This is a genomic window from Candidatus Tisiphia endosymbiont of Xenochironomus xenolabis, assembly GCF_964264705.1.
Classification (GTDB): Bacteria; Pseudomonadota; Alphaproteobacteria; order Rickettsiales; family Rickettsiaceae; genus Tisiphia.
The window spans coordinates 27,271-53,430 of sequence record NZ_OZ183473.1; the positions used below are offsets into that span (position 1 = coordinate 27,271).

General features: G+C 32.4%; 20 protein-coding genes. 10 read left to right on the forward strand and 10 right to left on the reverse strand.

All coding sequences use genetic code 11. The features are described from left to right. Window positions 1-40 precede the first annotated feature (40 nt). Entirely contained in the window at window positions 41-6,382 is a 6,342-nt protein-coding gene (locus ACFELY_RS00135) for a MobA/MobL family protein (RefSeq protein WP_375333273.1), read from the reverse strand. A gap of 789 nt (window positions 6,383-7,171) precedes the next feature. Between ACFELY_RS00135 and ACFELY_RS00140 the strand changes: the two genes are divergently transcribed. Then, window positions 7,172-7,885, forward strand: coding sequence for a hypothetical protein (locus ACFELY_RS00140; RefSeq protein ID WP_375333274.1), 714 nt, complete (start codon window positions 7,172-7,174; stop codon window positions 7,883-7,885). On the opposite strand, the gene ACFELY_RS00145 is transcribed toward ACFELY_RS00140, so the two are convergent. The 5 genes from ACFELY_RS00145 to ACFELY_RS00165 form a co-directional block, all read right to left on the reverse strand. After that, window positions 7,808-8,782, reverse strand: coding sequence for an IS481 family transposase (locus ACFELY_RS00145; protein WP_375333275.1), 975 nt, complete (start codon window positions 8,780-8,782; stop codon window positions 7,808-7,810). The genes ACFELY_RS00140 and ACFELY_RS00145 overlap by 78 nt on opposite strands. Before the next feature lie 264 nt (window positions 8,783-9,046). Beyond that, window positions 9,047-9,559, reverse strand: a complete 513-nt coding sequence (locus ACFELY_RS00150; RefSeq protein ID WP_367363885.1) for a hypothetical protein — start codon at window positions 9,557-9,559, stop codon at window positions 9,047-9,049. A gap of 68 nt (window positions 9,560-9,627) precedes the next feature. Further along, the gene (locus ACFELY_RS00155) at window positions 9,628-11,289 is read right to left on the reverse strand and encodes a hypothetical protein (RefSeq protein WP_375333276.1); all 1,662 of its coding nucleotides are present in this window, start codon (window positions 11,287-11,289) and stop codon (window positions 9,628-9,630) included. 906 nt (window positions 11,290-12,195) lie between these two features. After that, on the reverse strand, window positions 12,196-12,330 hold the full coding sequence (locus tag ACFELY_RS00160) for a transposase (protein ID WP_367364826.1): 135 nt from the start codon (window positions 12,328-12,330) through the stop codon (window positions 12,196-12,198). Beyond that, on the reverse strand, window positions 12,331-12,921 hold the full coding sequence (locus ACFELY_RS00165; protein WP_375333277.1) for a transposase: 591 nt from the start codon (window positions 12,919-12,921) through the stop codon (window positions 12,331-12,333). A 512-nt stretch (window positions 12,922-13,433) separates the two neighbouring features. Between ACFELY_RS00165 and ACFELY_RS00170 the strand changes: the two genes are divergently transcribed. The 7 genes from ACFELY_RS00170 (at window position 13,434) to dnaJ (ending at window position 20,932) form a co-directional block, all read left to right on the forward strand. Further along, window positions 13,434-15,257, forward strand: coding sequence for an AAA family ATPase (locus tag ACFELY_RS00170; protein WP_375333278.1), 1,824 nt, complete (start codon window positions 13,434-13,436; stop codon window positions 15,255-15,257). 938 nt (window positions 15,258-16,195) lie between these two features. Beyond that, complete coding sequence (locus ACFELY_RS00175; protein WP_375333279.1) at window positions 16,196-16,462, forward strand: hypothetical protein; 267 nt, start codon at window positions 16,196-16,198, stop codon at window positions 16,460-16,462. A 41-nt stretch (window positions 16,463-16,503) separates the two neighbouring features. Next, the gene (locus ACFELY_RS00180) at window positions 16,504-16,782 is read left to right on the forward strand and encodes a transposase (protein WP_375333280.1); all 279 of its coding nucleotides are present in this window, start codon (window positions 16,504-16,506) and stop codon (window positions 16,780-16,782) included. A 128-nt stretch (window positions 16,783-16,910) separates the two neighbouring features. Beyond that, a complete protein-coding gene (locus tag ACFELY_RS00185; RefSeq protein WP_375333281.1) occupies window positions 16,911-17,207 on the forward strand; it encodes a hypothetical protein in 297 nt (98 codons plus the stop codon). Then, the gene (locus tag ACFELY_RS00190; protein ID WP_375333282.1) at window positions 17,204-17,569 is read left to right on the forward strand and encodes a hypothetical protein; all 366 of its coding nucleotides are present in this window, start codon (window positions 17,204-17,206) and stop codon (window positions 17,567-17,569) included. The genes ACFELY_RS00185 and ACFELY_RS00190 overlap by 4 nt, the downstream gene beginning before the upstream one ends. Before the next feature lie 67 nt (window positions 17,570-17,636). Further along, entirely contained in the window at window positions 17,637-19,526 is a 1,890-nt protein-coding gene (gene dnaK, locus ACFELY_RS00195) for a molecular chaperone DnaK (RefSeq protein WP_375333283.1), read from the forward strand. A 269-nt stretch (window positions 19,527-19,795) separates the two neighbouring features. After that, window positions 19,796-20,932 carry a molecular chaperone DnaJ gene (gene dnaJ / locus ACFELY_RS00200; RefSeq protein WP_375333284.1) on the forward strand — a complete coding sequence of 379 codons (1,137 nt, stop codon included), beginning with the start codon at window positions 19,796-19,798 and terminating at the stop codon, window positions 20,930-20,932. On the opposite strand, the gene ACFELY_RS00205 is transcribed toward dnaJ, so the two are convergent. The 4 genes from ACFELY_RS00205 to ACFELY_RS00220 form a co-directional block, all read right to left on the reverse strand. Beyond that, window positions 20,927-21,583: a queuosine precursor transporter gene (locus ACFELY_RS00205; protein WP_341759243.1), complete on the reverse strand. Its 657-nt coding sequence runs from the start codon at window positions 21,581-21,583 to the stop codon at window positions 20,927-20,929. The two genes, dnaJ and ACFELY_RS00205, sit on opposite strands and share 6 nt — an antisense overlap. Before the next feature lie 323 nt (window positions 21,584-21,906). After that, window positions 21,907-22,239, reverse strand: coding sequence for a hypothetical protein (locus ACFELY_RS00210; protein WP_375333285.1), 333 nt, complete (start codon window positions 22,237-22,239; stop codon window positions 21,907-21,909). A gap of 228 nt (window positions 22,240-22,467) precedes the next feature. Then, the gene (locus ACFELY_RS00215; RefSeq protein WP_375333286.1) at window positions 22,468-23,286 is read right to left on the reverse strand and encodes a YihY/virulence factor BrkB family protein; all 819 of its coding nucleotides are present in this window, start codon (window positions 23,284-23,286) and stop codon (window positions 22,468-22,470) included. Window positions 23,287-23,399: 113 nt separating this feature from the next. After that, window positions 23,400-24,293, reverse strand: a complete 894-nt coding sequence (locus tag ACFELY_RS00220) for a uracil-DNA glycosylase family protein (RefSeq protein ID WP_341759246.1) — start codon at window positions 24,291-24,293, stop codon at window positions 23,400-23,402. 26 nt (window positions 24,294-24,319) lie between these two features. On the opposite strand from ACFELY_RS00220, the gene ACFELY_RS00225 reads away from it, so the two are divergent. Further along, a complete protein-coding gene (locus ACFELY_RS00225; protein WP_375333287.1) occupies window positions 24,320-25,258 on the forward strand; it encodes an RluA family pseudouridine synthase in 939 nt (312 codons plus the stop codon). Next, entirely contained in the window at window positions 25,255-26,139 is an 885-nt protein-coding gene (gene prmC, locus ACFELY_RS00230; protein WP_375333288.1) for a peptide chain release factor N(5)-glutamine methyltransferase, read from the forward strand. Before ACFELY_RS00225 ends, prmC begins: the two co-directional genes overlap by 4 nt. Window positions 26,140-26,160: the final 21 nt, after the last annotated feature.

Below are 26,160 nucleotides of genomic sequence, written 5' to 3' on the forward strand. Positions count from 1 at the left end.
ACTCTTGCTTTTTTGTCCTTTGTACTTCTGGCTGTAGTTCTTATTGTAATTTTTGCATGTAGGTTATATCTTGTACTACTAAACTTTGCCACAATTTACTACTACAAAGATTATCATAGATTTTGCTAGCTATTTTTACTTTATCATCATAATCTAATTTATTGCTTGTCTGACCTCTAGCTTGCTTTACTTGGTAAGTTTTTATTTGCTCGTATATTTTCTGCTCAATGACTTTTTGCTGACTTTTAATTATTCTACCTCTTAGCCCACTTAATTGCTCTTGATGTAACAAGCTTACGTCCCTAACCATAATGTGATATAGCTCTATTCTATCGCTACCGTACAACTCTAAACTTTTGATGTGAGATTGATAATGCTCATCATCACCGAAGCTATGGTGAGAACCAACCTGACTAATCCTGTGCTTTTGCTCATACTCACTTTGCAATTCATGTATTAATTCTGGTAGTTTTAAAGATTCTTTATCCTTAATTTTACCATTTTTGGCTATAGCAACTAATGTATCTCGATATATACCATCTTGTAATCCTAAAAATTCATGTTTACTACCGTCCTTTCCTGTAGTTTCAGCATATTTCATATAGTATTTAGCTTCTGGTGAGGTAAGCTTTTTTTGCCAGTTAAATTCTGTTGTAGCTTCTTGTATTATTTGTTCTCTTGTAAGTAGAGTACCAACACTTCTAGCTTGCCACAATATTCTTTCTCCTATCGCTAATTCTTGGGATTGTGGTAGTAATTGCTGTAGTCCTGCTGCAATAGACTGACTATTATGTAATGAAATATTTTGCTGCTGACCATTTCTAATAGCTTCCTTGAGATTATCTATATTTAAACCTGCTGGTAATCTATCAGCTAAATCCCATTTTTCTGGTAAGATGTTTTCATTGATAGTGCCATTAAATTCTAACCTACTTGGATCAATGATGGTTACATTACCAATACGACCATTAGCCTCATTAATCATCTGTCCTATTGTTTTAGCTGCTGTGATACCTGCTTGATCATTATCAGCCCAAATTACTATTTCCCTACCGGTAAGTTGTTGCCAATTTGCTTTACTTGCTCCATTACTACCACCCAGCCACGATAGTACAATATAATCAGGTAGTGATTCTTGTGCTTTATCACAAGTCTTTTCACCTTCTACTATCAATATAGTCCTTTGCTCATCTTTTATTTTATCTATATGATAGATTGGTTTATAACCATTATCACTAAAACCCTTTAATTTCCATGCTTCTTGATTTAATGATTCATTGTGGCAATAGCTAACTGGTAGTACTTGCTTCTTGCCATCTTGACGGCTGACCAATCTCACTGTTAAACCTATCAGTTGCTTTTGATTATTTCTATAATAATAGATGCCATCAACAGTGTTACTTTTTAGTAAACCAGCCAAATGAATTTTTGGATCGAATTTAGGTGCATAGTCAGGAACGTAAGGCTGTGCATACCATTCATTAATTGATTTCTTTATTACCTCTTCATGCCCCTTACTCTCTTGTGGTTGCTTATTATTATTTCTTTCATTGTCATTATGATAATTATAATAATTATTTTCTTTAGCACTAATACCAGCTGTCAACGCTACTCGTTCTAACGCTTCTAATTTACTACAGTATAGAGCCTTCTGAACAAAAGAAAATATATTACCTCCTTCTCCAGTGCTATGACGAATCCATAATCCTGTTCTTAAATTCATAGTTAAACTACCAAGACTAATCTCAGAACTAGTCTTTTTAAATCTTACATTGTCACCATTAATCCTTCTAGCATAACTCTCAAAAATATTACGATAATTATATTCAGTTAAACTTTGCTTAACTTCATTAAAGTCTAATCTGTTCTTTCTAGTTGCATTAACTCTATTATATTTGTTAGTTTTATTTTCATTAGTTTCTGTTTTATCTATTTTAATTGGTAGGCTGCTAGTTATTTCTTGCTGATTTTCACCTTGTATGTCAGCTGATTTAGTTGATTCAGCCAATTTTGCATTATTATTGGCATTATTAATATATCTATAATATTCATAAAGAAGACCTCGTAACTCGTCTGTCTTTACTATTGCTGCCAAATTTTCTATATTTAATTTGCCATCCTTTTGTAAAAGATCAAGCTGATCTAAAAATCTCTGTTCATATTCATTAGGCAAACTATCAGTTAACAACCTTATTTCTTTTGCTAAGCTTACAAGTAACTTCTGATAATTTCTTGTTGTTAGTTTGTCTTGCAGTTCTTGTGCTTTAATTGCCCCTTGTTCATAATTTCTAAACCTTTTTGCTATGACCTCGAAATTGCTAATAGCATCTTTCCGACGCCGGCTAATACCCAGAACTGTACTAAAGCCAATACCTCTCAAACTACCCAGTAAATTAGGATTTTGCTTTACTTTAGAAATGGCATCTGCTAATTGTTCATACCGACATTCTACTAACAAATTTTGCCATTTCTGCAATATTTCTGGTATAGGGGTTTTATATATACGGCTTAAGAATTCTGGGAATAATTTCTCCCGATAATGAGTTACTTCCTTTAACTCTTTTTTTATCTCTTGATGTTCAACGTTAGTCTTCTCTAATAGCTCAGTTTTTTCTATTAATGACAACTTAGTTTCATTAATAAATTCATGCAAGTCAGCTAAATTAGTAGTAAAAATATTTAACCAATCAGTGTTAATATTGCTTGTACTAACTATCTCTTGGCTATTTAATATATTTGGTACTGTAATATTTTGCGTCCTTAAACCATAACAAATTTCCATCATCTTTCTCCAATGGTTACTTGTAATTAAGGTCGCTCCTTGATTGATCTTTTTAAAAAAATACTTATCAGCTGAATAACCAGCATGCTTTTGAATCGTCTGATAATTTAAATCAAGTTGGATAATTCTATCACCCATACTTACTTGATCCTTAATGTCAGAATTATCAATAGCTTTATCCTTAACACTACCGTGATAATTATCACAAATAATTTTAGCCCATTGTTTTAACTCCTTCTTGCTCTCTGCTAGCTCTTCATATGTAGCTGCAAGTATCTGCCTATCATGTTCTGAGAGATGATTCCAAATAAGCTCATTTCGCTTTTCTCTTGATAATTTTGACCATGATATTTTTTCACTATTTTTATTAATAGGAGTCTTTTGTAATTCTACTTTTTTAAATTCCTTGCTAGATTGTAGTTCAGAGGGAGTGGTTTCCTCCTGAGTAGATCGATTAAGTATTAAACCATATGAATCTATAGTAATTTCTCTCGCATTTTTTATCTCTACATTAGCAGTTGTGGTTAATCTTCCATATAATCCAGCCAGTTTAATAGGTCTTTCTTGTTGCTCTTGCCATTCTTGCATTTTACCGTGCAAATCAAATACTACTTGTCTAAATTCTAGATAATTCTTAATGACTTGTTCATTAGGACTTAATTTATCAAATTTACGATAATTAATTGCTAAATTATTATTGACTCTTTTACTGACCCCTATAGTTAAACCAATATACCAGCTAGGCACCGGTTGTTTTCTTCGTTCTTTACCTTTACCTTGTAGGCTATATCCTTCTACACTAAATCGTACTCGTCCTTTTTCCGCATCTTCTTCCACTCTCTTATAAACAATATCTTCTAATACATCTTGAGCTGCATACAGATTTACCTCGTATCTGTACCTACTCATTAGCACGTTAAAGGCTTCATAACCTATAGTAGATTCATAATATACTTTCATATAATCCACCGTCTCACCTTGCAACTTATAACCAGTCACCGCATAACCATGTTTAAACCTAACTGGATATAGTGAGTCAGCTGTATCAATCTTGACTATCTTTTTACTGCCATCTGCTTTATGTACCAACAAATTCACTATGCCATGACCAAATTTATCTGGAGCAGTAAAATCTATAACTGTTGCTAATTCGCCATTTAGTACTCCATAAAAACCCTTATATTCTGCCTTATTACTGACGAAAACTATTTGCTCACCTCGCAATAATTCTACCATCTCATGACCAGATTTAAAGTTGCCACCCAATCCCTTTAAAATACCAGCCTGTTTTAGTCTTTCTCTTACTTCTATGTTAAAATAGTTCACCGATACATTAGTATAAGCACCTATTACTATCGACCTAATCGATACTAAATCATCCCTGGCTAAATTCTTGGCTTGTACTAGATACTCACTAACATAATTTTCTACCAATGCTTCTTTAGTTATTTTCTCATTCTCATAAATATTAAATATTTCAAGTTCTTGGTAAATCGCTAATGCTTCTTCTATTTTATAAAGACCCATTAGCTTGGTAGCTTCTCTCTGTAGTTCCCTAGTATATTCATCGGGATGTTTATGACGCATTACTGCAGTTAATTTACTAATATCAGCAATAGTGCATATCTTCTTAAAAGCACCTGCCATACCAATAGCAGAAAGCTGATTGTTATCACCTACTATTATGACTTTTGCCCCTGACTTTAATACTTGAGTTAGCAAATAATCCATATTCGCCAGCTCAATCATGCTTGCTTCATCTATGATGAATACGGTCTTATTGTCTAACTCGGCACTAACATTTTTCTGCTGACTAAAATTACTCTCCACTCTATCTGGATATTGGTATTCTCTTTCTGTATAATAATCAGTTCGTAAAGGCAACTCGAACTCATGCCCCCTAGCTTCTTGCCACTCTTTACGCCATAGTGTTGTATTCTTTGCTTCAATGCCAGTAGCACCTTCCAGAACTTTTGTAGCACTACTACTTTGGGCAGTCCCTACTACCCGATAACCAGCTTTTTGATATTGTCGTACTATTTCCCGCATGACAAATGTCTTACCAGCTCCTGGGTATCCTTCCAATACGCTAATATCTTTACCACATACAATATCTATTATTGCCTTGCGTTGTTCCTCTGTTAAAGAATGATTTTGTTCCTTGATTAGCTCGATCTGTAACCCAACCTTGTTGTTTACTACCTCCTGCACAGCCATACCAACTTTTTGAATACTGCCAATTAATTTATCTTTCATAGAACCTATTGCCCTATCATCAATAAACAAATTATGGTTCTGACTGTGCTGTAACTCTTCTACTGTGGTAATAAATCTCTGTTCTAACTTTACCCTTTTGGTTAATGCATACAAAGTACGACCTTTTAAATCACTAGGATTTATTAAACTAATCTTATCAGACGCCAACAAATTACTATAGAGTCGCATAAATTCAGTAGAATATGCTTGATCCAATAGCTCAACATTTGATAGTCCTGTACTATTATGACTGCTATGATCAATAGTAGTAATACTACCAGTAGTATTACTACCTTCTACAATACTAGTGCTAGATAGCTCACTATCTTGCTTACTACTACCATCTGCCAAAATAGTTAAATCTTGGTTAGGACTTTCCTTTACATTTTCTGTTACTAAACTTTCTATTAGTAAATCTTCTACTACTAATTGTTTGCTTATTTCTCTTAAACGTTGCTGAAATCCTTGTTTATTACCACCATCTAATTGTTTATCTGTTTGCCCTAACTCAATATCTATAGTTAACGCATCAGATAAGGCTATAGCAATTTCTTCCCTAGTAAAAACTGGCTTATTAATCGATAATTTATCAAATACTAACTCTGGATTTGTTCTAATCTTGGCAGCATTTTTTTTTAGTATTTGTTCATTTATTAATCTTAATTTTGAGTCTTTTATATAATGGGCTGCTCCTTCATGGATAGTTGGTACTAAATCAATGCCCCGTGCCTTATGAGATAAATGTGATACCCTATCTAAAGCCCCATGTTTTTCTAAATACAAATTGATGAAATGAGCTACATTTTCTCGGTAATAATATAAAAATTTCCTCCTTCCCCAATCGCGTCCTTTTTCACCAAAAACTACTTGGTCATTTTCCAGTGAACGTATTAGTTTTCTGGTAGTCATTTGAATATGAACATGTGGATTATCTTCACTGTCATAATGAATGTTTATATCTGCTACCATGCCATGACTAACTAAACACTCCAAAGCAAATTGTTCGATAAGTTCAATATTCTGTTGTAGGGTTAATTCTTTCGGTAAAGCTATGATTAGCTTTCTAGCTGTTTCAGCATTTTTTCTTGTTTCTACACTTTCTGCTCTGTTCCATAATTCTTGTCTATCGTATACCCAACTAGGAGCGTCATCTGAAGCTAGAATTATGCTATGAGCAAGCCCCTTTCTGCTGGTAGAATTATAGCTAATAGTTTGTTTCTCTTTTGTACTATTATCAGTTGTAATAAGCTGCAATTTACTTCTTGAAATATAGCTACTTGCTGCAACGGCATTATGTCCCTTGCTTCTTTGTACTTCTGATTTACTACAATGATATATTGCCATACTATCTAAGCCGTGAGTTTTGGGTAATAGCAAAGGCAAGAACCGAATCTTTGAACGCAGGCAAACTAGGTAAACCTAGTTTGCCCAAGTGCGCCTATCGGAATTCCAGCTGTCAATGCTAAAACCTTGGACGTAAATAAATCAGCTTATTTTGTGTGGTAAGATTCATATAGGCAGCAAAATCTCCATAGTGGCTTAGATAAAACAATGAAAGGATATCTATGATACAATCTCAGAGATGCTAAATAATGGGTCTTTTACATTGATTGTGTAAGTTTTGGAGTACCATTTGTTAATTAAAACGGATAGTAATCATATTAATACACCAGTTCCAAAATTGGTAAGTTTACTAGCAAATTCTTGATTTTTTTGAATTATACTACTCATACACAAGATACAAGGATCATAGAATAAATTAAGCTAATTTATTAACTATAAATTGAAGACATAACTACATTTGTTTTTTTGCTATTAAATGTTATTTTTTCTTGCATTTTACGGAAGCTCTATATTAAAGTAGAAGCATGAGACGAAATTGTTAAAAAAGTATTTTTAACCAAAAAATATTTATTGCTTTACCTTAAAAATTATTTTAGTATTAAGTTATGAATACCAATTTAGAATAAGAAAATTGCAGGATCATCTTATATATGACTTAATAATAAGGTTTATGAGTTTTACACATAAACTAAATACTGAAATTTTTTAATACATTACTTTATTTTGAGTAAAAATTATTAATGAATAGCTTTTATGACTCATAAGTATCATTGTTAAGGTTATATTAATATGATAAACAAAAGACTCCCATCAAGTCCAACTGGAGCAAGTCCTGAGGCGAAAAAGCAAGATAGTAGAACTAGTCCCCCTTCTCAAAGGGTTCACGAGCAAGTTGATGAAAATAACACAAATAAGCTCACAATTAACCCCAAGTATTGGTATACTGATGATAATATCAACACTTATGTTACTAGTGTTATCAAACATAGATTAGGTGGATTTGAAGATGATGTAAGTGATGCTAAGTGTTCATTTCTTCTTAAAAACCAATTGGGTAAAAATAATGATCTTTATTATATTTTATATTCGGGTGCTGTAGATAGTGCTGAAAAGAGTATACCGTTAGATTTTTTTCTGGATAAATCAAAACAACCTGAACCTGATTATGGAAAAAGAGATGATAGGAGAGATGTTTTTGATGAATTAAACCCATTGATGCAAGGAAAAGCAAAAATATTATTGCCTTATAATATAACACAAACACACTGGCTCACCGGTGAGATTATTATAGAGAAAAAATCGGGTCTATCAGAAAGATTGTGTAAGTATGATATCAGAATTAGTCCATCTTTGATTGACATGTGTGATTCATATACCTTGTTACAAGGTAATTGTCAGATGAAATTACGACTTGTATTTTTGTACTTAATATATTTTATTTTTAATAGCAGCTTTAAATCCCTGATCGTATTTGTAATTTTGTATAGCAAAAGTTTCCTTTGAAGAATCATAACTTTTATGTACTTTTTCTATAGAAGGAATAGTATGCTCGAGTTCTTTATATTTTTCCCATGGAGCTATGCCATGCAGAGAACTGTGCGATCGATGCTTATTATAATACTCTTCCCAAATCATAAGCTCACTCTGAATCTCTTGATCCTTAAGATCAGTGCTACTATAAAATTCGTCTAAATCTGTTCTTTGTGTTCTTTCTACCTTACCATTTAAGTGAGGAGACAATGGTTTGATAGGGCGAAACTTGATATTCTTTTTCTGCAAATATTCTTGTACCACATAAGCAAAAAATTCCTGCCCTCTATCTATTTGAATACGTTGTATAGGAAAAGGTATACGATCCATAACTTGATCCAAAAAATCTAAAGTATTCTCTGCAGTACGTCTTTTATATAAAGCTAAAACTTTATATCTGGTACAATCATCTATGGCAGTGTATTGGTATAAATGTTTAGTAATTTTGCAAACGTCCATTTGTACTCTTTCTCCAGGTACTTTACAGCTATAGCGTTTGAGTTGTTTTCGATAATGACGTTTGAGATGTAGTGGTGCTACTGCATATTTTTTAAGCACTTTATGAATGGTAGCTGTAGAAAATGAGATGCCATACAAACGTTTTAATTCACTCTGAATACGTCTAGCACCTAAATTTCTTTCTTTCCTTAAATTAATTATAAGCTTTTCATTTGTTTCACTTCTTTTTTGAAGAGGAAAAGCTTTTGGTATACTACTAATATCGTATAATCCTTTTTCACCTAGTAGTTCATAACGTTTATACCACTTACGCAAGGTAAAACGTGAAATGCCATAATGTGTACATACCTTTCCTGCATGATTCGACTGCTTATATAGCTCAACCAGACGAAGCTGAACTTTAGAATCCATGGTCTGTCATTATTTATATTCCTAATATTATATTGTTATTGTAATAATCTCTATAAATCAAAATTTTAGCAACTAGATAATACTTCCTCTTACATTATTGTTGTAATAAGGTGTATAAACCACACATCTAAGTTCTTGTCTAGACAAAGGGATACACCTTATAAAATATAGAATCCCGCATTATTGGCTATTCTTTACGTAGACTGGATTTTCTCCAGCTGTTCCTTACGCACTTTGCTTGGCACATAACGGAGGAACTAAAAACTATAAATTATCTGTACTACCACTTGAACCCTCATCTCCCATAATAGTAACAATTGATAAAGCTTCTGTTATTTTTTCTGATATTTTACTTCTGTAATTTTCATCTGTTAACTCATTATACTTAGTATCTAGTAATTTATAAAGATTATCGTGAAGATCTTTACGCACGCTCTTTTTTTCTTCACAATATCTTTTTTTCTCTATTATAGCATTTGCTAAAACTCTACATTCATTTACCTTTAATTTTTGATTATTTTCAAATTTTTTATTATCAATTGCATCCATAAGATTTTGTAACCCAGAAAAATCATTTTCCATAATATATTCAATAATCAGTGATTTTTCTGCTTCAAAAAAGGCAATTTTTTTATCAGCAGTAGTATTAGAACTTTCATTTACTAAATTTTCTTCTACCCATGATGTTATCGACTCCATACAATTATTTCTAATTGCACTAACCAAAAACTGAGTACTAGCTTCTTTTAATGCACTTTGTGAAACGTTTTTATACATAAAATTACCTTTAATTAAATTGTTATAACTAGAATCTTATTCTAAAAATTACAGCATAATTATACTAGTTAAATATTATAATTATCTTCCATAACTCTTGATTCACCTAATACATCTGCAAAATACATAGAACATTCACATTGTACGTCGTCCATCCATGAATTACCCAACCGTATCTCTCCTGCTGCTTCATACTTTGCTTTTACTAATTCACAAAAGGCTTCAAGTATTGTAGTACTTTTACATTGTGTTTTATCGAATATACATCCAACTTCTAATGCCTTAAAAGGTAAAAGAGAAATAATGACATGATTGACAACCTTATCCTTTAACACATTTATAGTTTCTTCATCAGTCATCTTGCAACGAAATATCGCATCATCATTATAACCTTTCCTAGAATTATACTGCAAGTCTCTATATTCTTGTCCGCTTTGCACTAAATATTCTGCTGTTTTTATACCGGTAGCAGAAGGATATATTTTAATTGTTTTCGTATCTCCTTTTTGTTTAGGGGCTAATATATTTTTCTCTAATGGTTTAAAATCAAATACAGAGTATAAGTGTTTTGCTACATGGTATTGAAAAATATCCATTAAATTGTTTTTAATATCAATATCTTCATTGTATTTGTCCCTGCATGTAAGATTTGGATCATTTACAGTAAAATTATATTTCTCATTATACTCTTTTTGATATTTTATATCCTCTACATTTTCTTTATCAAAAATTTTACTAGATACTAATGAGTTTATAATCTTTAATACCTTTGCTACTCTTTTTACTGTGGACCCCTCATTATCTACAATTCTAATGTGTAAATCATATCTAGCTATAGCAGTCTTAATAGGTAGTGTACTTATTTCTTTCGTTATTTCTTGATGAGAGAATACTTCATATTTTTGTTTTAATGGTTTATTTGCAGCATCTTTATCTTTATATATGCGAATTTCTCCCAACATAGAATTCCCTTCTTCTGGAAAAGCTGCATACTTATCTTGATTAAATAAAGTTAATATTATTCTTGCAATTCCCTCACAAACTATTGTTATGGTGTTAATATCTTCTGAATCCAATATTTTTCCAGTGAGATATTCTATACCATAGGTAATATATTTTTCAAATTTAGTACTAAAATCTGTTTCAGCTTTATCTTTTTCATCTTGTGGGAAATCATTACAATTCTTGAACTGTTCTATAAGTTTATTATGAGATATTAGGTAGTACTCATTGCTGGTAGTAGATAATTTAAATATTTCAGATTTCTTACCTTGTAGTGTAATATTAGAAACTAGTTTAGAATATTGATCTGCTGTTAAACAGATACCTTTCTTACTTTTTATTAATGGCTTAATATTTTCTACTATACTATCTATGTAAGAGTAATACCCATGAGACTTTTCTGTTATTTCAATTTTTGCTTTTATAGCTGCTTCTATAAAAGAATATGGAGTCACATGACGCATTTGTTTTGTTGCACTTCCTAATACTTTTGGACGTCCTACTATTGTAGTTCGATTATCACATGGATTAGTAAGGTCATCATTAATTACAATATCTACCAATACATCTTGACTCATATCCATCTTAAAGAGGTTTTCAATAAAAGTATACAGATGAGATTTATGGTGTTTAGGTATTGTGCTTAGGATTTGTTCTGTAGAATCAGAAGTATCTGTTCTTGTTTTTATAACATTAGGTGATTTTGATGGACTGTCATTTTTTGCCATAATTTCCCCAGGTAAAAATTAATTATAGTAGTTAGCATAATAGTAGTTAGCATATGAGATCAATTATAAAGAGTCAATCATTTATTTTGTGTGTGTGCCAAGAAAGGTGCATTAGTCTTACAGGTGAAAGTCCTGTTATGGAAGGATTAGCTAGCTCCACCATATAGCAAGTCTTGCACTGCTGAAGGTAACGACAACGGTGAAGCGTAGACAGCGAAACATTTGAGCCGAAACCAAATGGTGAACGTGATAGCCCCGAAATTTTATTGGTAGTGGAAGCTGATGTTCTACACAAGACAGTAAGCAACAGAAAACTGGAGGTCAACCTAGCAAATCCAATAGTTTTCAACCACCGGGGTCTAAGGCATTAGCGAGTTTGTAGAGATTAATGACACAACTTGGGAAGTCCTTATAACTCTTACTGCAAAGTAAGTATCTAAAGTACAAGTGCCAAAACATAAGGCTTTGGAGATGGTGTAAGGATGGCTGAGTCAGCTGTAGTAGTGATGAAACTCCGTAATGGGAGTGGAGCAAAGGGCAGGCAGAAAGGTAAGAACGTGAGGAGGAAACAATGACCGTACTCAGAGACGGAAACTCATGGTTAACAAAATTTAAACGTATAAAGTTGTTAGCATCACAAAATCAACAAATATTAGTTCAATAATCTTGGACATATTATTGATTTAGAGATGTTATGAGAATAGTAAGGTTCATACACCTATCTTACTTTTCGGGACCGTATGCGGTAGTTCTGCACGTACGGTTCTGAGGAGGGGTCTAATTGAGTGATTGGTTAGACCTACTCACAAAGTTCTATTTTGTACATACCAATAAATCACATTTAAAATCTCCACAAAGTATCTCAAATTGATTCAAAGCTAATGACCAATCTTTTATGGGCATGGTTCATTTTTTAGCTGCATTTTGCAGAGCTAAAAATATTATTTTCTGAATTGATTTGTCATCTGGAAATATCCCCTTATTTTTGATAATTTTCCTAATTTGACGATTGACAAATTCAATGGTATTTGTTGTATAAATTTACTTCAAATCTGTGGTCACTTCCTTTAAATCCTTATATGAGACATACTTCACTGAATTGCGAACCATATGAACTATACATAACTGTACTATAGTAGCAGGAAATATACTACTTATGAAAATAATGCTTTCGGTAGGTTTACATATAAACCATTTTTTCTTGCTAGCTATCATCGCTAATCTTTTATCAAGGTAATTGTCAGTAATTACTAAAGTATAATCATCTTGGTTATTTATTTTAATATTATAAGTATTTAATAAATCTTGATATATCTTATCATCAATTTCACTAATGTTTATCAGATTAATCTCTGATAACATCAAAACATCGCTCTTAAAAAAGTCATTTATCTGCTGGTCAAAGCAGGATATTAAAGAAGTAGTCTTAGTATTTTCTTGAATATAATTTTTACGTTCTAATTCACTTAATATAAAATGAATTTCACCAATTTTATGCTTATCACTCAGTTGCTTAATAATATAGTCCGAAGAATTTACACCATTAATCATGTCGCAAACCTCTATATATAACTTATTAGGCACAACATTAGTAAAACGTTTCAATAAAAACACTACCCCAACATTTGGCATGCAGATACATATTTATATAATTTTTAAATATTGGCGTAAGAATCATATTTTTTTCTAATTTACAGAAAATAACTAACTGACGAAAGTGAATGCATACTCCAATTTTCATAGCTGATATCGTGTCTCCTAAATAATACTTTATGGTGGTCCCCTTTGTCTAGACAAAATTTTAGCAATTTGGCTCTATGACAATTTTAGTTTTTTCTTCGGCACCATACTGCTTAGCTTGTTTTTTCATCTCTAGCTCCTTATTCTTTTCCTAAAGAATTCTATCTCATTTCCTCTTAATTTTTTGTCTAAATTTTGGGAACCATTATATTTCTTCTTACATTATTTGTTGTAACAAGGTGTATAAATCTCACAACAAATTCAGCTCTTAATTTGCATTATACTACATTTTGATAGAGCCATTAAGAGATATATTATAATTTTATAGCAAAAATTTTGCTAATTAGCTATTAGTGGAGAATAAAAAAGGAGTATAATAATAGATATTAGAAAAGTAAGATTATATGACAGAAGAACAAACCAGTAATAATATTAATTACCAACCAAGAATGTTTGTTGGTACCGATGACTTCAAAACATTATTACTAAATAGTGATGTATTTGTTGATAAGAGTCTAATGATCAAAGAATTATTAGAAGATAGTGGAGCAGTCACCCTAATCACCCGTCCAAGACGCTGGGGGAAGAGCTTGAATATGGATATGGTTAGGAGATTTATGGAAATAGAAGTGAATGCACAAGGTCAGCCTCTCCCGCAAGAACAAAGGGTGAATTATAAGCTGTTTAGCGGAGGAGAAGTGGATTTGGGGTTAGCAAGTGGTAGAAAAAAGTTACTTAAACCACTTAAAATATCTGAGTATCCAGATATTATTTTAGACTATCAAGGTCAATTCCCAGTTATTATTATAAGTTTTAAGGGCGTTAGAGGAAGTAGTTATGAAGAAATTGAAAGTAAAATCAGATATCAAATAATTAAGTTATTTAGCAATTATCGTTATTTAAAACGTTATGTAAGTGAGAAAGAATATTTGTTGGAAGAAGTGGAAAAAGAGCAATTAACTAGATATTTTACTGGAAAGTTTAACAAAGTAGAGCTTGAAAATAGTTTAAAATTTTTAAGTGATTTACTTTATAAACATTTTAATCAAAAAGTTTACATACTAATTGACGAATATGATACGCCAATTAATAGTGCATATTTAGAATTTGGTCATAAAGAAGAATTTAATCAAGTACTTAAACTATTCCGTGCAATATTTGGCAATAGTCTTAAAGGCAATGATTCATTACAAAAAGGCATAATTACTGGTATCTTACGGATTGCTAAGGCTAATTTGCTTTCAGATTTGAATAATTTGACTGAGTGTAGTCTATTAGACAAAAAATTTGCAATCCAATATGGCTTTACTCAATCAGAAGTTGATGAGTTGTTTGGTAAAATAGGAACTAATACCAACGCAGAGCAAATTAAAAGTTGGTATAATGGTTATAATTTTGGTGGAGAAGTTATTTATAATCCATGGTCAATTATGCAATGTTTATCAAGAGAAGGTGAACTTGAGTACTATTGGATTGACAGTGGTGGGACTGATTGGATTGATCATATACTGCTCTCAGATGAAATGCAGCAAGATATCCAGGCTTTAGCTGCAGGTAAAACTATTACTTCTTCTATTACTAAACAAATAAGTTTTGCCGATATTAGACAACCAGAAGGGTTATTTAGCTTATTATTATTTAGTGGTTATCTAAATCCAGCTCCCAAGATACCAGAACAAGATATTTACGAACTATCTATCCCTAATTATGAGGTAAAATATATCTACCAAAAGAGAATGCTACAATGGGTTACTAAACAAATAGAAATTGATAATTCGGGCTATTATTCTTTCGTTACTTTATTACCAGATGGCAGGATAGAGGAGTTTAAAGAGCGTTTGCAAGAGTTACTACTTAATTCTACTAGTTTCTATCAAACAGGAGAGAAAAAAGCCGAATTATTTTATAGTGGCTTTATGCTTGGGTTTATTAACATGCTAGGTTCTAATTATATAATATCAAGTGAACAAGAATCAGGGGATGGCAGAGCCGACGTTGTAATGATTCCAAAAATTGGCAAAGGTGATAAAGCGATGATTATCGAGTATAAAATCGCTAAATCCTCAGAAGATTTGGCTCAAATAGCCAAAACAGGCTTGCAGCAAATTATTGACAGGAAATATGATGCTAAAATAAAAAAACATCAATACGTTAAACAAATACTTAAAATTTCCTTAGCATTTTGTAGGAAAAATATGGAGTTGCAATATGAAGTAACGAAGCTCTAATAATAGAGCGTCATGACTTGGATAATAAGCAATTTAGTATCTGTCTGGGTTCGGAAATTGTTCACTACGCCCCGCCATTCGGTACGAGTTGTCGTTTTTTCAAAAATATCGAACGGGAAACATAGAAAGGTCTCAAGTTTTTTGCCATTCAGTTCAAGGTTCTGAAATACGAATTTTATCATTTTGCGTTTTTGGGAGATTTCAGAACCATGAAAAGTTTTATACGTTTCAGAGGCTAGAGTTATTAGCATTGTAACGTTATATATTAGACTTAAAATACCACATCAATCTGATATTGCAGGGCAACTTCCTTGCCGCAAAAAGCCATTAAATTGATCTACCATTAATCTAGAGTATAAATTAGTAGAGAGAATTCAAAGCAAACAAAACCTTTAAAATTAGTATAGTATTTTGTAATAAAAATATTGAGAGAGTTTACATTATACATAATTGCTATTGTGTAAAAGTGATAGGAAGTTTGGTGGTCTAGCTAATCATAAAGCAGCAGCAATGGAAAGAACTATTACCTGACTAAAACATTATATGACAAAAGATTTAGTGCAAACTCTTGCTAATACATGTTACGTATTAAATCTATAGGAAGTTTAGCTTTCAATTCTTTTAAATTTATAATTGCTTGTGTACCAACACTATAATTATGGCTAGGTAATTAGAGTTGTTGGTACGCACAAGCTGCTAATATAGTTATCACACTATACAAGTGTTACAAATACAGGTGCTGATTTATAACAATTCTTACCTCGATTTGGGTTCGTAAATCATCCACTAGGGTCCGCCAGATATGTATTACCCTCCCAGGTTTATTATAATTTTTTAAAAGCATTTTTATTTTGGTTTTATTTTGGTTTCTCGCCAAAAGTCCCCAAATTTAACCTACAAAAAGGTCTATTTTTAACCGTTTTTCACGGGGGAGAAATATGACAGAATCGTTAATTTTTTCCGACGGTTTAGCTGAAAATTCCGATACTATCTTTTATAATATAGTCGGTAATTTCGTCCCACCTGAATGGCGAAACCTTACTAATAATTGCGGTAAGCAATTAAGTAAAACTTCTCGTCAACTTCTATCTTTAATAGTTTCTCGCCTACAGGTTTATCAAAAAGATAAACTATCGGAAGAATTACAAGAAGGCTATCACTTTTTCGAAAAAGAGCTGGGTTCTGTTGACAAAATTTTATGTTAAGTTATCAGAGGAGAATAAAGAAGTTGCAATAGTAAGAAGAAATGGCAGTTTCTAGTTATCGAAACCAAGAAACTACCAATATGAAGTATTACATAGAAGACCAAGCATGGGAAGCAATTTTATCATTTTTTAAGAAAAAAAAAGCTATACACAACAAGAATGAGGAAAAAATAAGACAGTTTATTGAAGCAATATGGTTTATTGCTAGAACAGGTCGTCAATGGCGTCTTCTGCCTGATTATTATGGTTGTTGGTACAGTATTACTATAAAACGTGGATCAACAGAAACTATGACAACATATAATTTATTTAGTTTCTAATAATAACTATTCCAGTCATCAGGGATCATTAAAATTATCGTTCTAATAAAAAATTGTGCTGACACTCTTAGTGCTAGCTAAAAATCTGTTATTATTGATTTTTTTAAGATAATAATGGTTATAAATTTATGGTAGTAAGTATAAAATTTGCCGCTGAGTTACGGGATAAATTACATGGTCTAAATCTTTTTAAGCCAGAACATTTACAATTTTATCAAGAAATGGCACTTGCTTTTATTAAAGGCAATGAAAATGAAATATTACAAATATATAAAGATATTAAAGGAAATAAGACTATAGGGATAGGTTTTAATATGGATAATCCCGAAGCAAAAATTGTTTGGCAGGCAATATTTCAGGGGTTAATATCATTGATAAAGTTTATAATGGTCAGCAAACTATTACAACTGAGCAATCTCGAATGATATACGACTATAAGAGTGCTGCTAATCGCATCGAACTAAAAAATATTTATGGTAAGTCTTGGGATAAGCTAAAACCTAACGAGATGCTGATGATTGAGGATCTTTATTGGAATGGTGGTAATAAGTTAGTGGGTAAGTTCACAAAGTTTTTTCAGCATATGGTTCTTTATGCTGAAAGCTCTAAGTTAAAATATCTAGAGCAAGGATTAATCGAAGTAAGAGAAGGTTCTAATAAAGAAAAGATTAGGGGAATTCAAAATCGTAGAAATGTGCAAAGTGAAATAGGTGATTCGTCCAAATGCCCTACCCTACTCCCATATAGTGGGTATTCTCATGATTTTTTTCATCACCACCTCTTGTAAAATAGATTGTAAATTACTATATCAGAACTTGTTAAGTTGAATTGTTTAATCGGAATTAGGAGTGTATATGGCAAAAATTATAGGTATAGATTTAGGAACAACAAATTCCTGCGTTGCAGTAATGGAAGGGAAAGAACCGAAAGTTATAGCAAATGCCGAAGGAGTTAGAACGACTCCCTCAATGGTAGGATTTGCTAGCGGTGGTGAAAAGTTAATTGGCGAACCAGCAAAGCGTCAAGCTGTGACCAATCCAAATAATACTTTATATGGCATTAAAAGATTGATAGGTAGAAGTTTTTCTGATCCTATGGTTAAAAAAGATCAAGACCTTGTACCGTACCAAATCGTAAAAGCTGCTAATAATGATGCTTGGGTTGAAGTTAACGGAGAAAAATATTCACCTAGTCAAATTAGTGCTTATATTCTGCAAAAAATGAAGGAAACAGCTGAAAATTATCTTGGTGAAAAGGTAACGCAAGCAGTTATTACTGTACCAGCATATTTTAACGATGCACAACGTCAAGCAACCAAAGATGCTGGAAAAATTGCTGGTTTGGACGTATTACGGATAATCAACGAACCAACAGCCGCAGCTTTAGCATATGGTTTTGATAAAGCTGAAAGCAAAATAATTGCAGTTTATGATCTTGGTGGCGGTACGTTTGACGTATCAATTTTAGAAATAGGTAACGGAGTATTTGAGGTTAAATCTACCAATGGTAATACTTTCCTTGGTGGGGAAGATTTTGATTCGAGAATTCTAGATTATTTAATCGATGAATTTAAGAAAGAAAGTGGTATGGATTTACGCAAAGATCCTTTAGCTTTACAGCGTTTGAAAGAAGCTGCCGAAAAAGCTAAAAAAGAATTATCATCTGTACCGCAAACCGATGTTAATTTACCATATATTACAGCTGATAGTTCAGGTCCTAAACATTTAAATATAAAATTTACTAGAGCAAAGTTAGAATCCTTAGTGGCAACGCTAATTGATGATACAATAGAACCATGTAAGAAAGCTTTAAAAGATGCTGGGCTAAAAGCCTCAGATATTCAGGAAGTAGTGCTAGTTGGCGGTATGACTAGAATGCCAAAAGTTATTGACAAGGTAAAAGAATTTTTTGGTCGCGAACCACATAGAGGAGTAAATCCTGATGAAGTCGTAGCTCTAGGGGCTGCTATTCAAGGGGGGGTATTAAACAAAGAAGTTACTGATATATTATTACTAGATGTTACCCCTTTATCTTTAGGTATTGAAACTCTTGGGGGGGTATTTACTAGGCTGATTGATCGTAATACAACTATTCCTACCAAGAAAAGTCAAACATTCTCTACGGCGGACGATAACCAACATGCGGTAACGATTAGAGTATTCCAAGGTGAACGGGAAATGGCAGCTGCTAATAAGCTACTTGGGCAATTTAATCTGGATGGTATTCCTCCTGCCCCACGAGGAGCACCACAAATTGAAGTAACCTTTGATATTGATGTTAATGGTATAGTTCACGTTTCTGCCAAAGATAAAGCTAGTGGTAAAGAACAGAAAGTAACTATCCAGGCTTCCGGAGGGCTTAGTGATGCAGAAATTGAACAAATGGTCAAAGATGCGGAAAAAAATGCTGATGAGGATAAAAAGCGTCGTGAATTAATTGAAGCTAAAAATAATGCCGATAGCTTGATTTATTCAACTGAAAAGACTCTAAAAGAATATGATAGTAAAATATCAGTTAGTGATAAACAACAAGTAGAAAATGCTATAACAGAGTTAAAGGCAGCTTTAGAGTCAGATAATCCTGAAGAAATTAAAGCGAAAACTGATACTCTTATGGCAGCAAGCATGAAAATTGGAGAAGCTATGTATAAATCTCCGTCAGAAGATGATAGTAATGCAGAAGCTAAGGCAAGTGATGACGATAAAGTAGTTGATGCTAATTACGAGGATGTAAGTAATAAGTAATTACTATGTCATTGCGAGCTACCGTAGGTGGCGTGGTAATCCATTTTTTCTGGATTGCTTCGTCGACCTTACGGTCTCCTCGCAATGACAGTTTCTCAATTATTATTTTCTTAAGCCTATGTGCAATGACATGTATGCATCTCAAGCGTCATTGCGAGGAGGCGTAAGCCTCCGAAGCAATCCAGAAAAAATGGATTACCACGCTCATATACGTTTGCTCGTAATGACGTTTTGGCTAAAAATAAAATTTAAAATAAAATATCCTTATTATGTCTACAAAAGATTATTACCAAGTACTTGGAGTTAATAAAACTGCTAGCCAAGCAGAAATAAAAAAGGCTTATCATAAATTAGCTATGCAATATCATCCTGACCGTAATTCACAGGATCAACAAGCAGAAAAAAAGTTTAAGGAAATAAGTAGTGCTTATTATGTACTAAAAGATGAGCAGAAAAGAGCAGCATATGATCGTTTTGGACATGAGGCTTTTCATAATTCAGGAGCAGCATCGTCAGCTGGAAGGCAGGCTTCTAGAGGGGGGAATCATGATTTGAATGATATATTTGGTGAGTTTTTTAATGATTTTATGGGTGGCGGGGCAAGAAGGTCGCACCAGTCCACTAGCGTTAGAGGTTCAGATTTAAAATATGAAATCACAGTTACTTTGTCAGAAGCATTTCGTGGTATCGAGAAAAATATTAGCTTTACTAGTGAAGTAAAGTGTTCACCATGTAACGGTAGTGGTTCAGAAAATAATGATACTGGCATGACCAAATGTGATACTTGTGGAGGACGCGGGGCTACAAGAATACAACAGGGTTTCTTTACCTTAGAACAAACTTGTGCAAAATGCCAAGGTGCAGGGCAAATAATTAAAAATCCATGTAAAAAATGTCATGGTCAAGGGCGTCATTCACAACATAGGAATTTATTGGTAAATATTCCAGCTGGTATTGAGGAAGGCACAAGAATAAGACTTACTGGTGAAGGAGATGCCGGAATGCGAGGAGGCAGTAATGGAGATTTGTATATTTTTGTTACTATTAAGCCACATGACCTGTATAAAGTTGATGGAATTAATTTGCATTGTCGACTACCTATTAGTTTCATTAAAGCTATTTTAGGTGGAGAAGTAGAAGTACCAGACATAGAAGGTGGTAAGGTAAAGTTAAAAATACCAGCCGGCACACAAAATGGCGAACAACTAAGACTAAAAGGTAAAGGTATGTCTAAGGTTAGATCAACCATTAGAGGGGATATGTTTGCCCACATCCATATTGAGATACCGAAAAATCTTACTAAAAAACAAAAAGAATTACTAGAGATGCTAGATACAGAATTGACAAGCGACAAAGATGAAGATGATGCTAGTTTTTTCAATAAAATGAAAAACTTATGGTCATAACATATTTTTTGGATCAGATAAAGTTCTGATATAATACACCACATAGTAAAATATCGGGGTGGTTACTATGGTAAAAAATAGTTTAAATAAATAACTATTAAATATTAAAGATATCATTTGTTCGTAAGGCACCACCCCAATAATCGTAACAAAGATAATTACGATTGATGTATCAACAAATAACGATATTGCACTACTCAAATTTCTTAGAAAAAGGTATTTATTGTTTGTAAGTTTGCGAATCAGTAAATAAAGTCTTATATCTATCATCTGAGCTGTATAGCTAGCTATCATTGAACCAAACAGTGAAATGCTATATGCCCCAAATACCGAATCAAAAGTATTATTATCAATTTTTGACCAGTCAGTAGCTTGTAGATAACCCATAAAACTTATAATACATAATACTAAAATATTTATGCTAGTTGCCAATCTAACGCAAAATTGTGCTTTTTCTTTTCCATAAAACTCTGATATTAAGTTAGTTATTAGAAAAGTGACCGGATAAAAAATCGCACCAACAGATAGCTCAAATGTATAAATAGAGAAAATAGGTAAATAAACAAATTTCTGATATACTAGGTTGCTAACTACTATTAACACAACAAATAAAGCACATAAGGAAACATAAAATTTTTCTTCTAACTGCATATATATACTAAAAAGTGATTAACAATGGATTGCCACGACCTACTTGCGTGGTATCACAATAACGTTTGAGGGATATTACAAGCTTTACAACCGTCCATTAGCGAGGAGTCGTTTTACGACGACGAAGCAATCCAGTTATGAAACCAAGAGTAATATCATTCCAGCATGGGTGGAAATCTATAATATCTCATGACTTTTTTAGATATCTACTTTCACAGAGATAACATCTTGTTATCAGTCACCTGAAGGAAGTTCTCCCGTAAGATTAGATGCATCACTACTATAACCACTACTATAATCATGCAGCTCTAAAACATGTTTATCTACAGACTCCAGTATAGATTGAAATTTTTGTTGTACAAGGATAAATAGGGAGCTATATTATCTAGTATATTCTGGGGAACATATGCTGTTTCTAATTTTAATAGAGCGTTTTCTACAGTACACTTATATTTAAAATCATCATATACAGGTATATTAAGTCCATCAAATATACTAAGTATCCCTAGAATATTTGGATTTGGAATATGCAAATTTTCTACAGCTTCAAGTATTATCTTAGAATTTTGTATCTCAACGATGTATCTCTCGTCAATTTTAAATGGTATGTGTATCCCATCAATTTTAAATGATATAGTATCTTGTTGTTTAGACATAATAATAATCTTTTTAGTTAAAATAACCAGGCTATGTGCAGGAAGTTTGAATAGACCTGACGATAATGGTAGGAATTTATAACAATATCAACAACCTATTCGGGTTAGCTATAAGGATTACAACCATGTCCTTCACATATCCTAACAAAACGGCTTGTACTACTATTTTAGCTAGGACGCAACAAAAATTTCACAAAAGTAAACAAAGATTTACTTTTATTTAACAATTCAGTGATGTTTTTTTAGCAAATAATTAAATTCTGCACCATATATAAAAATCATGTTAATAATATAAAAGAACATTAGAGTTATTATTATACCACCAAGTGAACCATATATTATGCTTAATTGGTTATAACTTCTTATCCAAGTAGATAATAAATATCCACTTATCACCCATAAAATTACTGTTAATAAAGCTCCAGGAAATACCTCTGTAAAATTTAATGTTATATTAGGAACGATATAATATAATGATGATGAGGTAATAAATAATGAACAAAAAATTATAACATATCGAAAAATAGTTAAAGTTAGCATATGTTCTTCCATTATTTGTAAAATCATCGGAAGTTTTGTCAATATTATTGGCACTATAATTAAAATGAACATAGCAAAAGTAACGAATATGCTGATTACTAAGAACTGTAATATGCTAAGTAATCTTCGTCTTATGTATGGAGGGGGTGATTTTATTTCATATACCCTATTTAAGATTGTTCTTAAACATTCAACAAAAGATGATGCGGTCCATATACTTCCTACTATCGCTACGGTCATTAGACTTTGAGGTGGAGTTTTACTAAGTTCATTTATCCTAGTTTTTATTGAGTCAGTAGCCAATTCTGGCATACTCTCAAGAAAGATAGTTATAAAATTCTGCCCGAGTTCTGAAGCACCAATAAAACTTGTTAATGCTAATAAAAAAACTAAAAAAGGAAAAAATGCCATGAGTATCATAAATGACATATACCCTGAATGTTCAACACCATCATGTTCAATTGTTTTTAAAATTGCCTGATATAGGCATCTTATAATTCTTTTCATCAAATGACTTTATTTTGTTTTATATTAGTTAACTATTTAAGGCTCTAGATAGCCTCTCCGTCATTGCGAGACCATATAATGGTCGAATATGATACGTTCATGAATTGCCACGCTCACATACGTTCGCTCGCAATGACGTTGGTATTGATATAATCATGGATTTTTATTAAATCATACCAGGTAGTTTTTTTCTGCATTGGCTGTCTAAGCAGGTAAGCAGGATGGAAGATAGAAGTGGTTTGAATTGGCTTGCTAAGATACTGATTGGTATATAAATAATATTCTTGTCTGATTTTACTTATACCAGCATTCTTGCCAAGTAAGCTAGTTGCTGCAACGTTTCCCACTAAAACAATTAATTTTGGATTTATTAAAGCGATATGTTTTTCCACAAAAGGTCGGCAAATATCTATTTCTTCTTGTGTTGGTTGGCGATTGGCTGGTGGTCGCCAAAATACCGTATTAGTAATATAAGCATTATGTTTTCTTGAAATATTGATAGAGGCTAAAACATTATCGAGTAATTTACCGCTTTCACCGCAAAATGGTATTCCCTCTACATCTTCGTTACTACCCGGTGCTTCTCCAATAAACATTATGGAACTTTGTGGATTACCATCAGCAAATACTGTTTTATTAGCTAATTTCTTTAAATCACAACCGTTAAAACCCATTAATAGTGTTTGTAATTCTTCTAAACTGCTAGCTGAGTCAGCCAAAGATCTAGCAAGTTGTATATTCGAATGGTTTGAAGAATTGTTGTCGCAAATAGTGGTAGGGATGCTCACCTGCTTCATTTTACTTAAGTTTACCACACTATTCTCTTGTTTGTTGTTGCCATTCTTCAAATCATTTGAATATATAGGAGCTGTCATTGGCTTTTTTTTCTTAATATTAGAATTTATCTGTATTTTTTGCTGATTAATAGTTGATTCTGATAAATAATAATCTATACCAATTGCTTGCAGCCATTTTAGTTGGTTGATTTTTTTTGTTAAATGAGTCATTTTATTATTTTAAAATATTTCAAGTAATGGAAGAATATAATATACCCAAAAATCTAGATGGATTTAGACTTGATAAGGCTTTGGTAAGTCTTATTAGTAAAACATCTAGAAGCCAAGTTCAGAAGATGATATGTGACTCCCAAGTACAAGTTAACAGTATGATTATTTCTGATTCTAACTTTAAGGTCAAGGAGAATGACATTATTTCAGTATTTTTTAAAGACCCTGACCCTTTAACGATGCAAGAAGCTGATATTAAACTTGATATTTTTTATGAAGATGAAGATTTAATAGTCATCAATAAAGCAGCTGGTATGACTGTTCACCCTGGCAGCGGAAACCACCAGGATACCTTGGTAAATGCCTTGTTACACCATGCAAAATCTTTATCTAGCATAGGCGGGCTGGAAAGACCTGGTATTGTTCATCGTTTGGATAAAGATACATCAGGACTTATGGTGGTAGCAAAAAATAATTTTGCCCATGTACATCTTGCAAGTCAGATAGAAAGCCGTAATTTGGTGCGGAAATATAAAGCTTTAGTTTGGGGTATTATCAATCCACAAGAAGGAGTCATAAGAAATAATATTGGTAGAGACCGTATCATACGACAGAAAATGACTGTTTTAAAATTTGGAGGTAAAGAGGCAATTACTCATTATAAAACGGAGAAAATATTTTTTAATGGTATTATAAGTATGTTAGAATGTCGGCTTACTACCGGGCGAACTCATCAAATTAGAGTACAGTTAAGTCATTTAAAGCATTCTGTAGTAGGAGACCAAACTTATGGCAAAAATAGCAAAAAACTTAACTGTAATTTTAGCATAGTACCACAAAAATTAATGGATTTCAAGAGGCAAGCATTACATTCTTGGTATATAAGTTTTTCCCACCCGGTAAGCGGTAAATTATTAGAATTTGAATCTCCCTTACCACCGGATATTACGGGGATAATCGCATGAATATAAAAGAATCCTTAATTTATGCTACTAGCAAATTGCAAGCAGTAGGTATTAAATCAGCCCACTTAGAATCACGCATATTGATGCAACATGCGACTAATAAGTCTATTGAATATCTATTAGCAAGGTCAGAAGAAGAATTGACCCAGCAACAACAAACTATTTTTGAGAATTTGGTTAATAGACGTAGGTTACTAGAGCCAATAGCCTATATTGTAGGATATAAGGAATTTTATAGTTACCAATTTATTATAAATGATAAAGTACTTATTCCTCGGCAAGATACCGAGACTATTGTAGATGTGATTTTAAAGGATGTTAAAAAAAATTGTTCATTCAAAACAGAGTTAATAATATTAGAACTTGGCACTGGTAGCGGCTGTATTGCTATAAGCTTATTACTAGAAATGCTAAATGCTAATACCAATGTTAATGTAACTGCTACTGATATAAGTAATGAAGCTATTGCTATTGCTCGTCAAAATGCTATAAAATATAAGGTTTTTGATAGATTTAAAATAGTTAATAGTAACTGGTTTGAGAATTTAAAAAAGCAAAAATTTGATATTATTGTAAGTAATCCACCTTATATTTCCTTTGATGATACTGTTTATATGTCTCCTGAGACCCTAAAATATGAACCACACTTAGCTTTATTTGCTGAAAATAATGGTTTAGCGTCATATTACATAATTGCTAAAGAAGCTAAGGATTTTTTAAAACAAAATGGTAAATTATTTTTAGAGATTGGCTTTAATCAAGCGGCATCTGTTACAGAAATTTTTGTAAGTCATGGCTATACGGTTCTGCAAGTGTATAAGGATCTAGAAGGTCTAGATAGAGGGCTATTGATAGTTGATAGCAACTATCAATATAATTGATAAATTACTTAAGATTTAGAA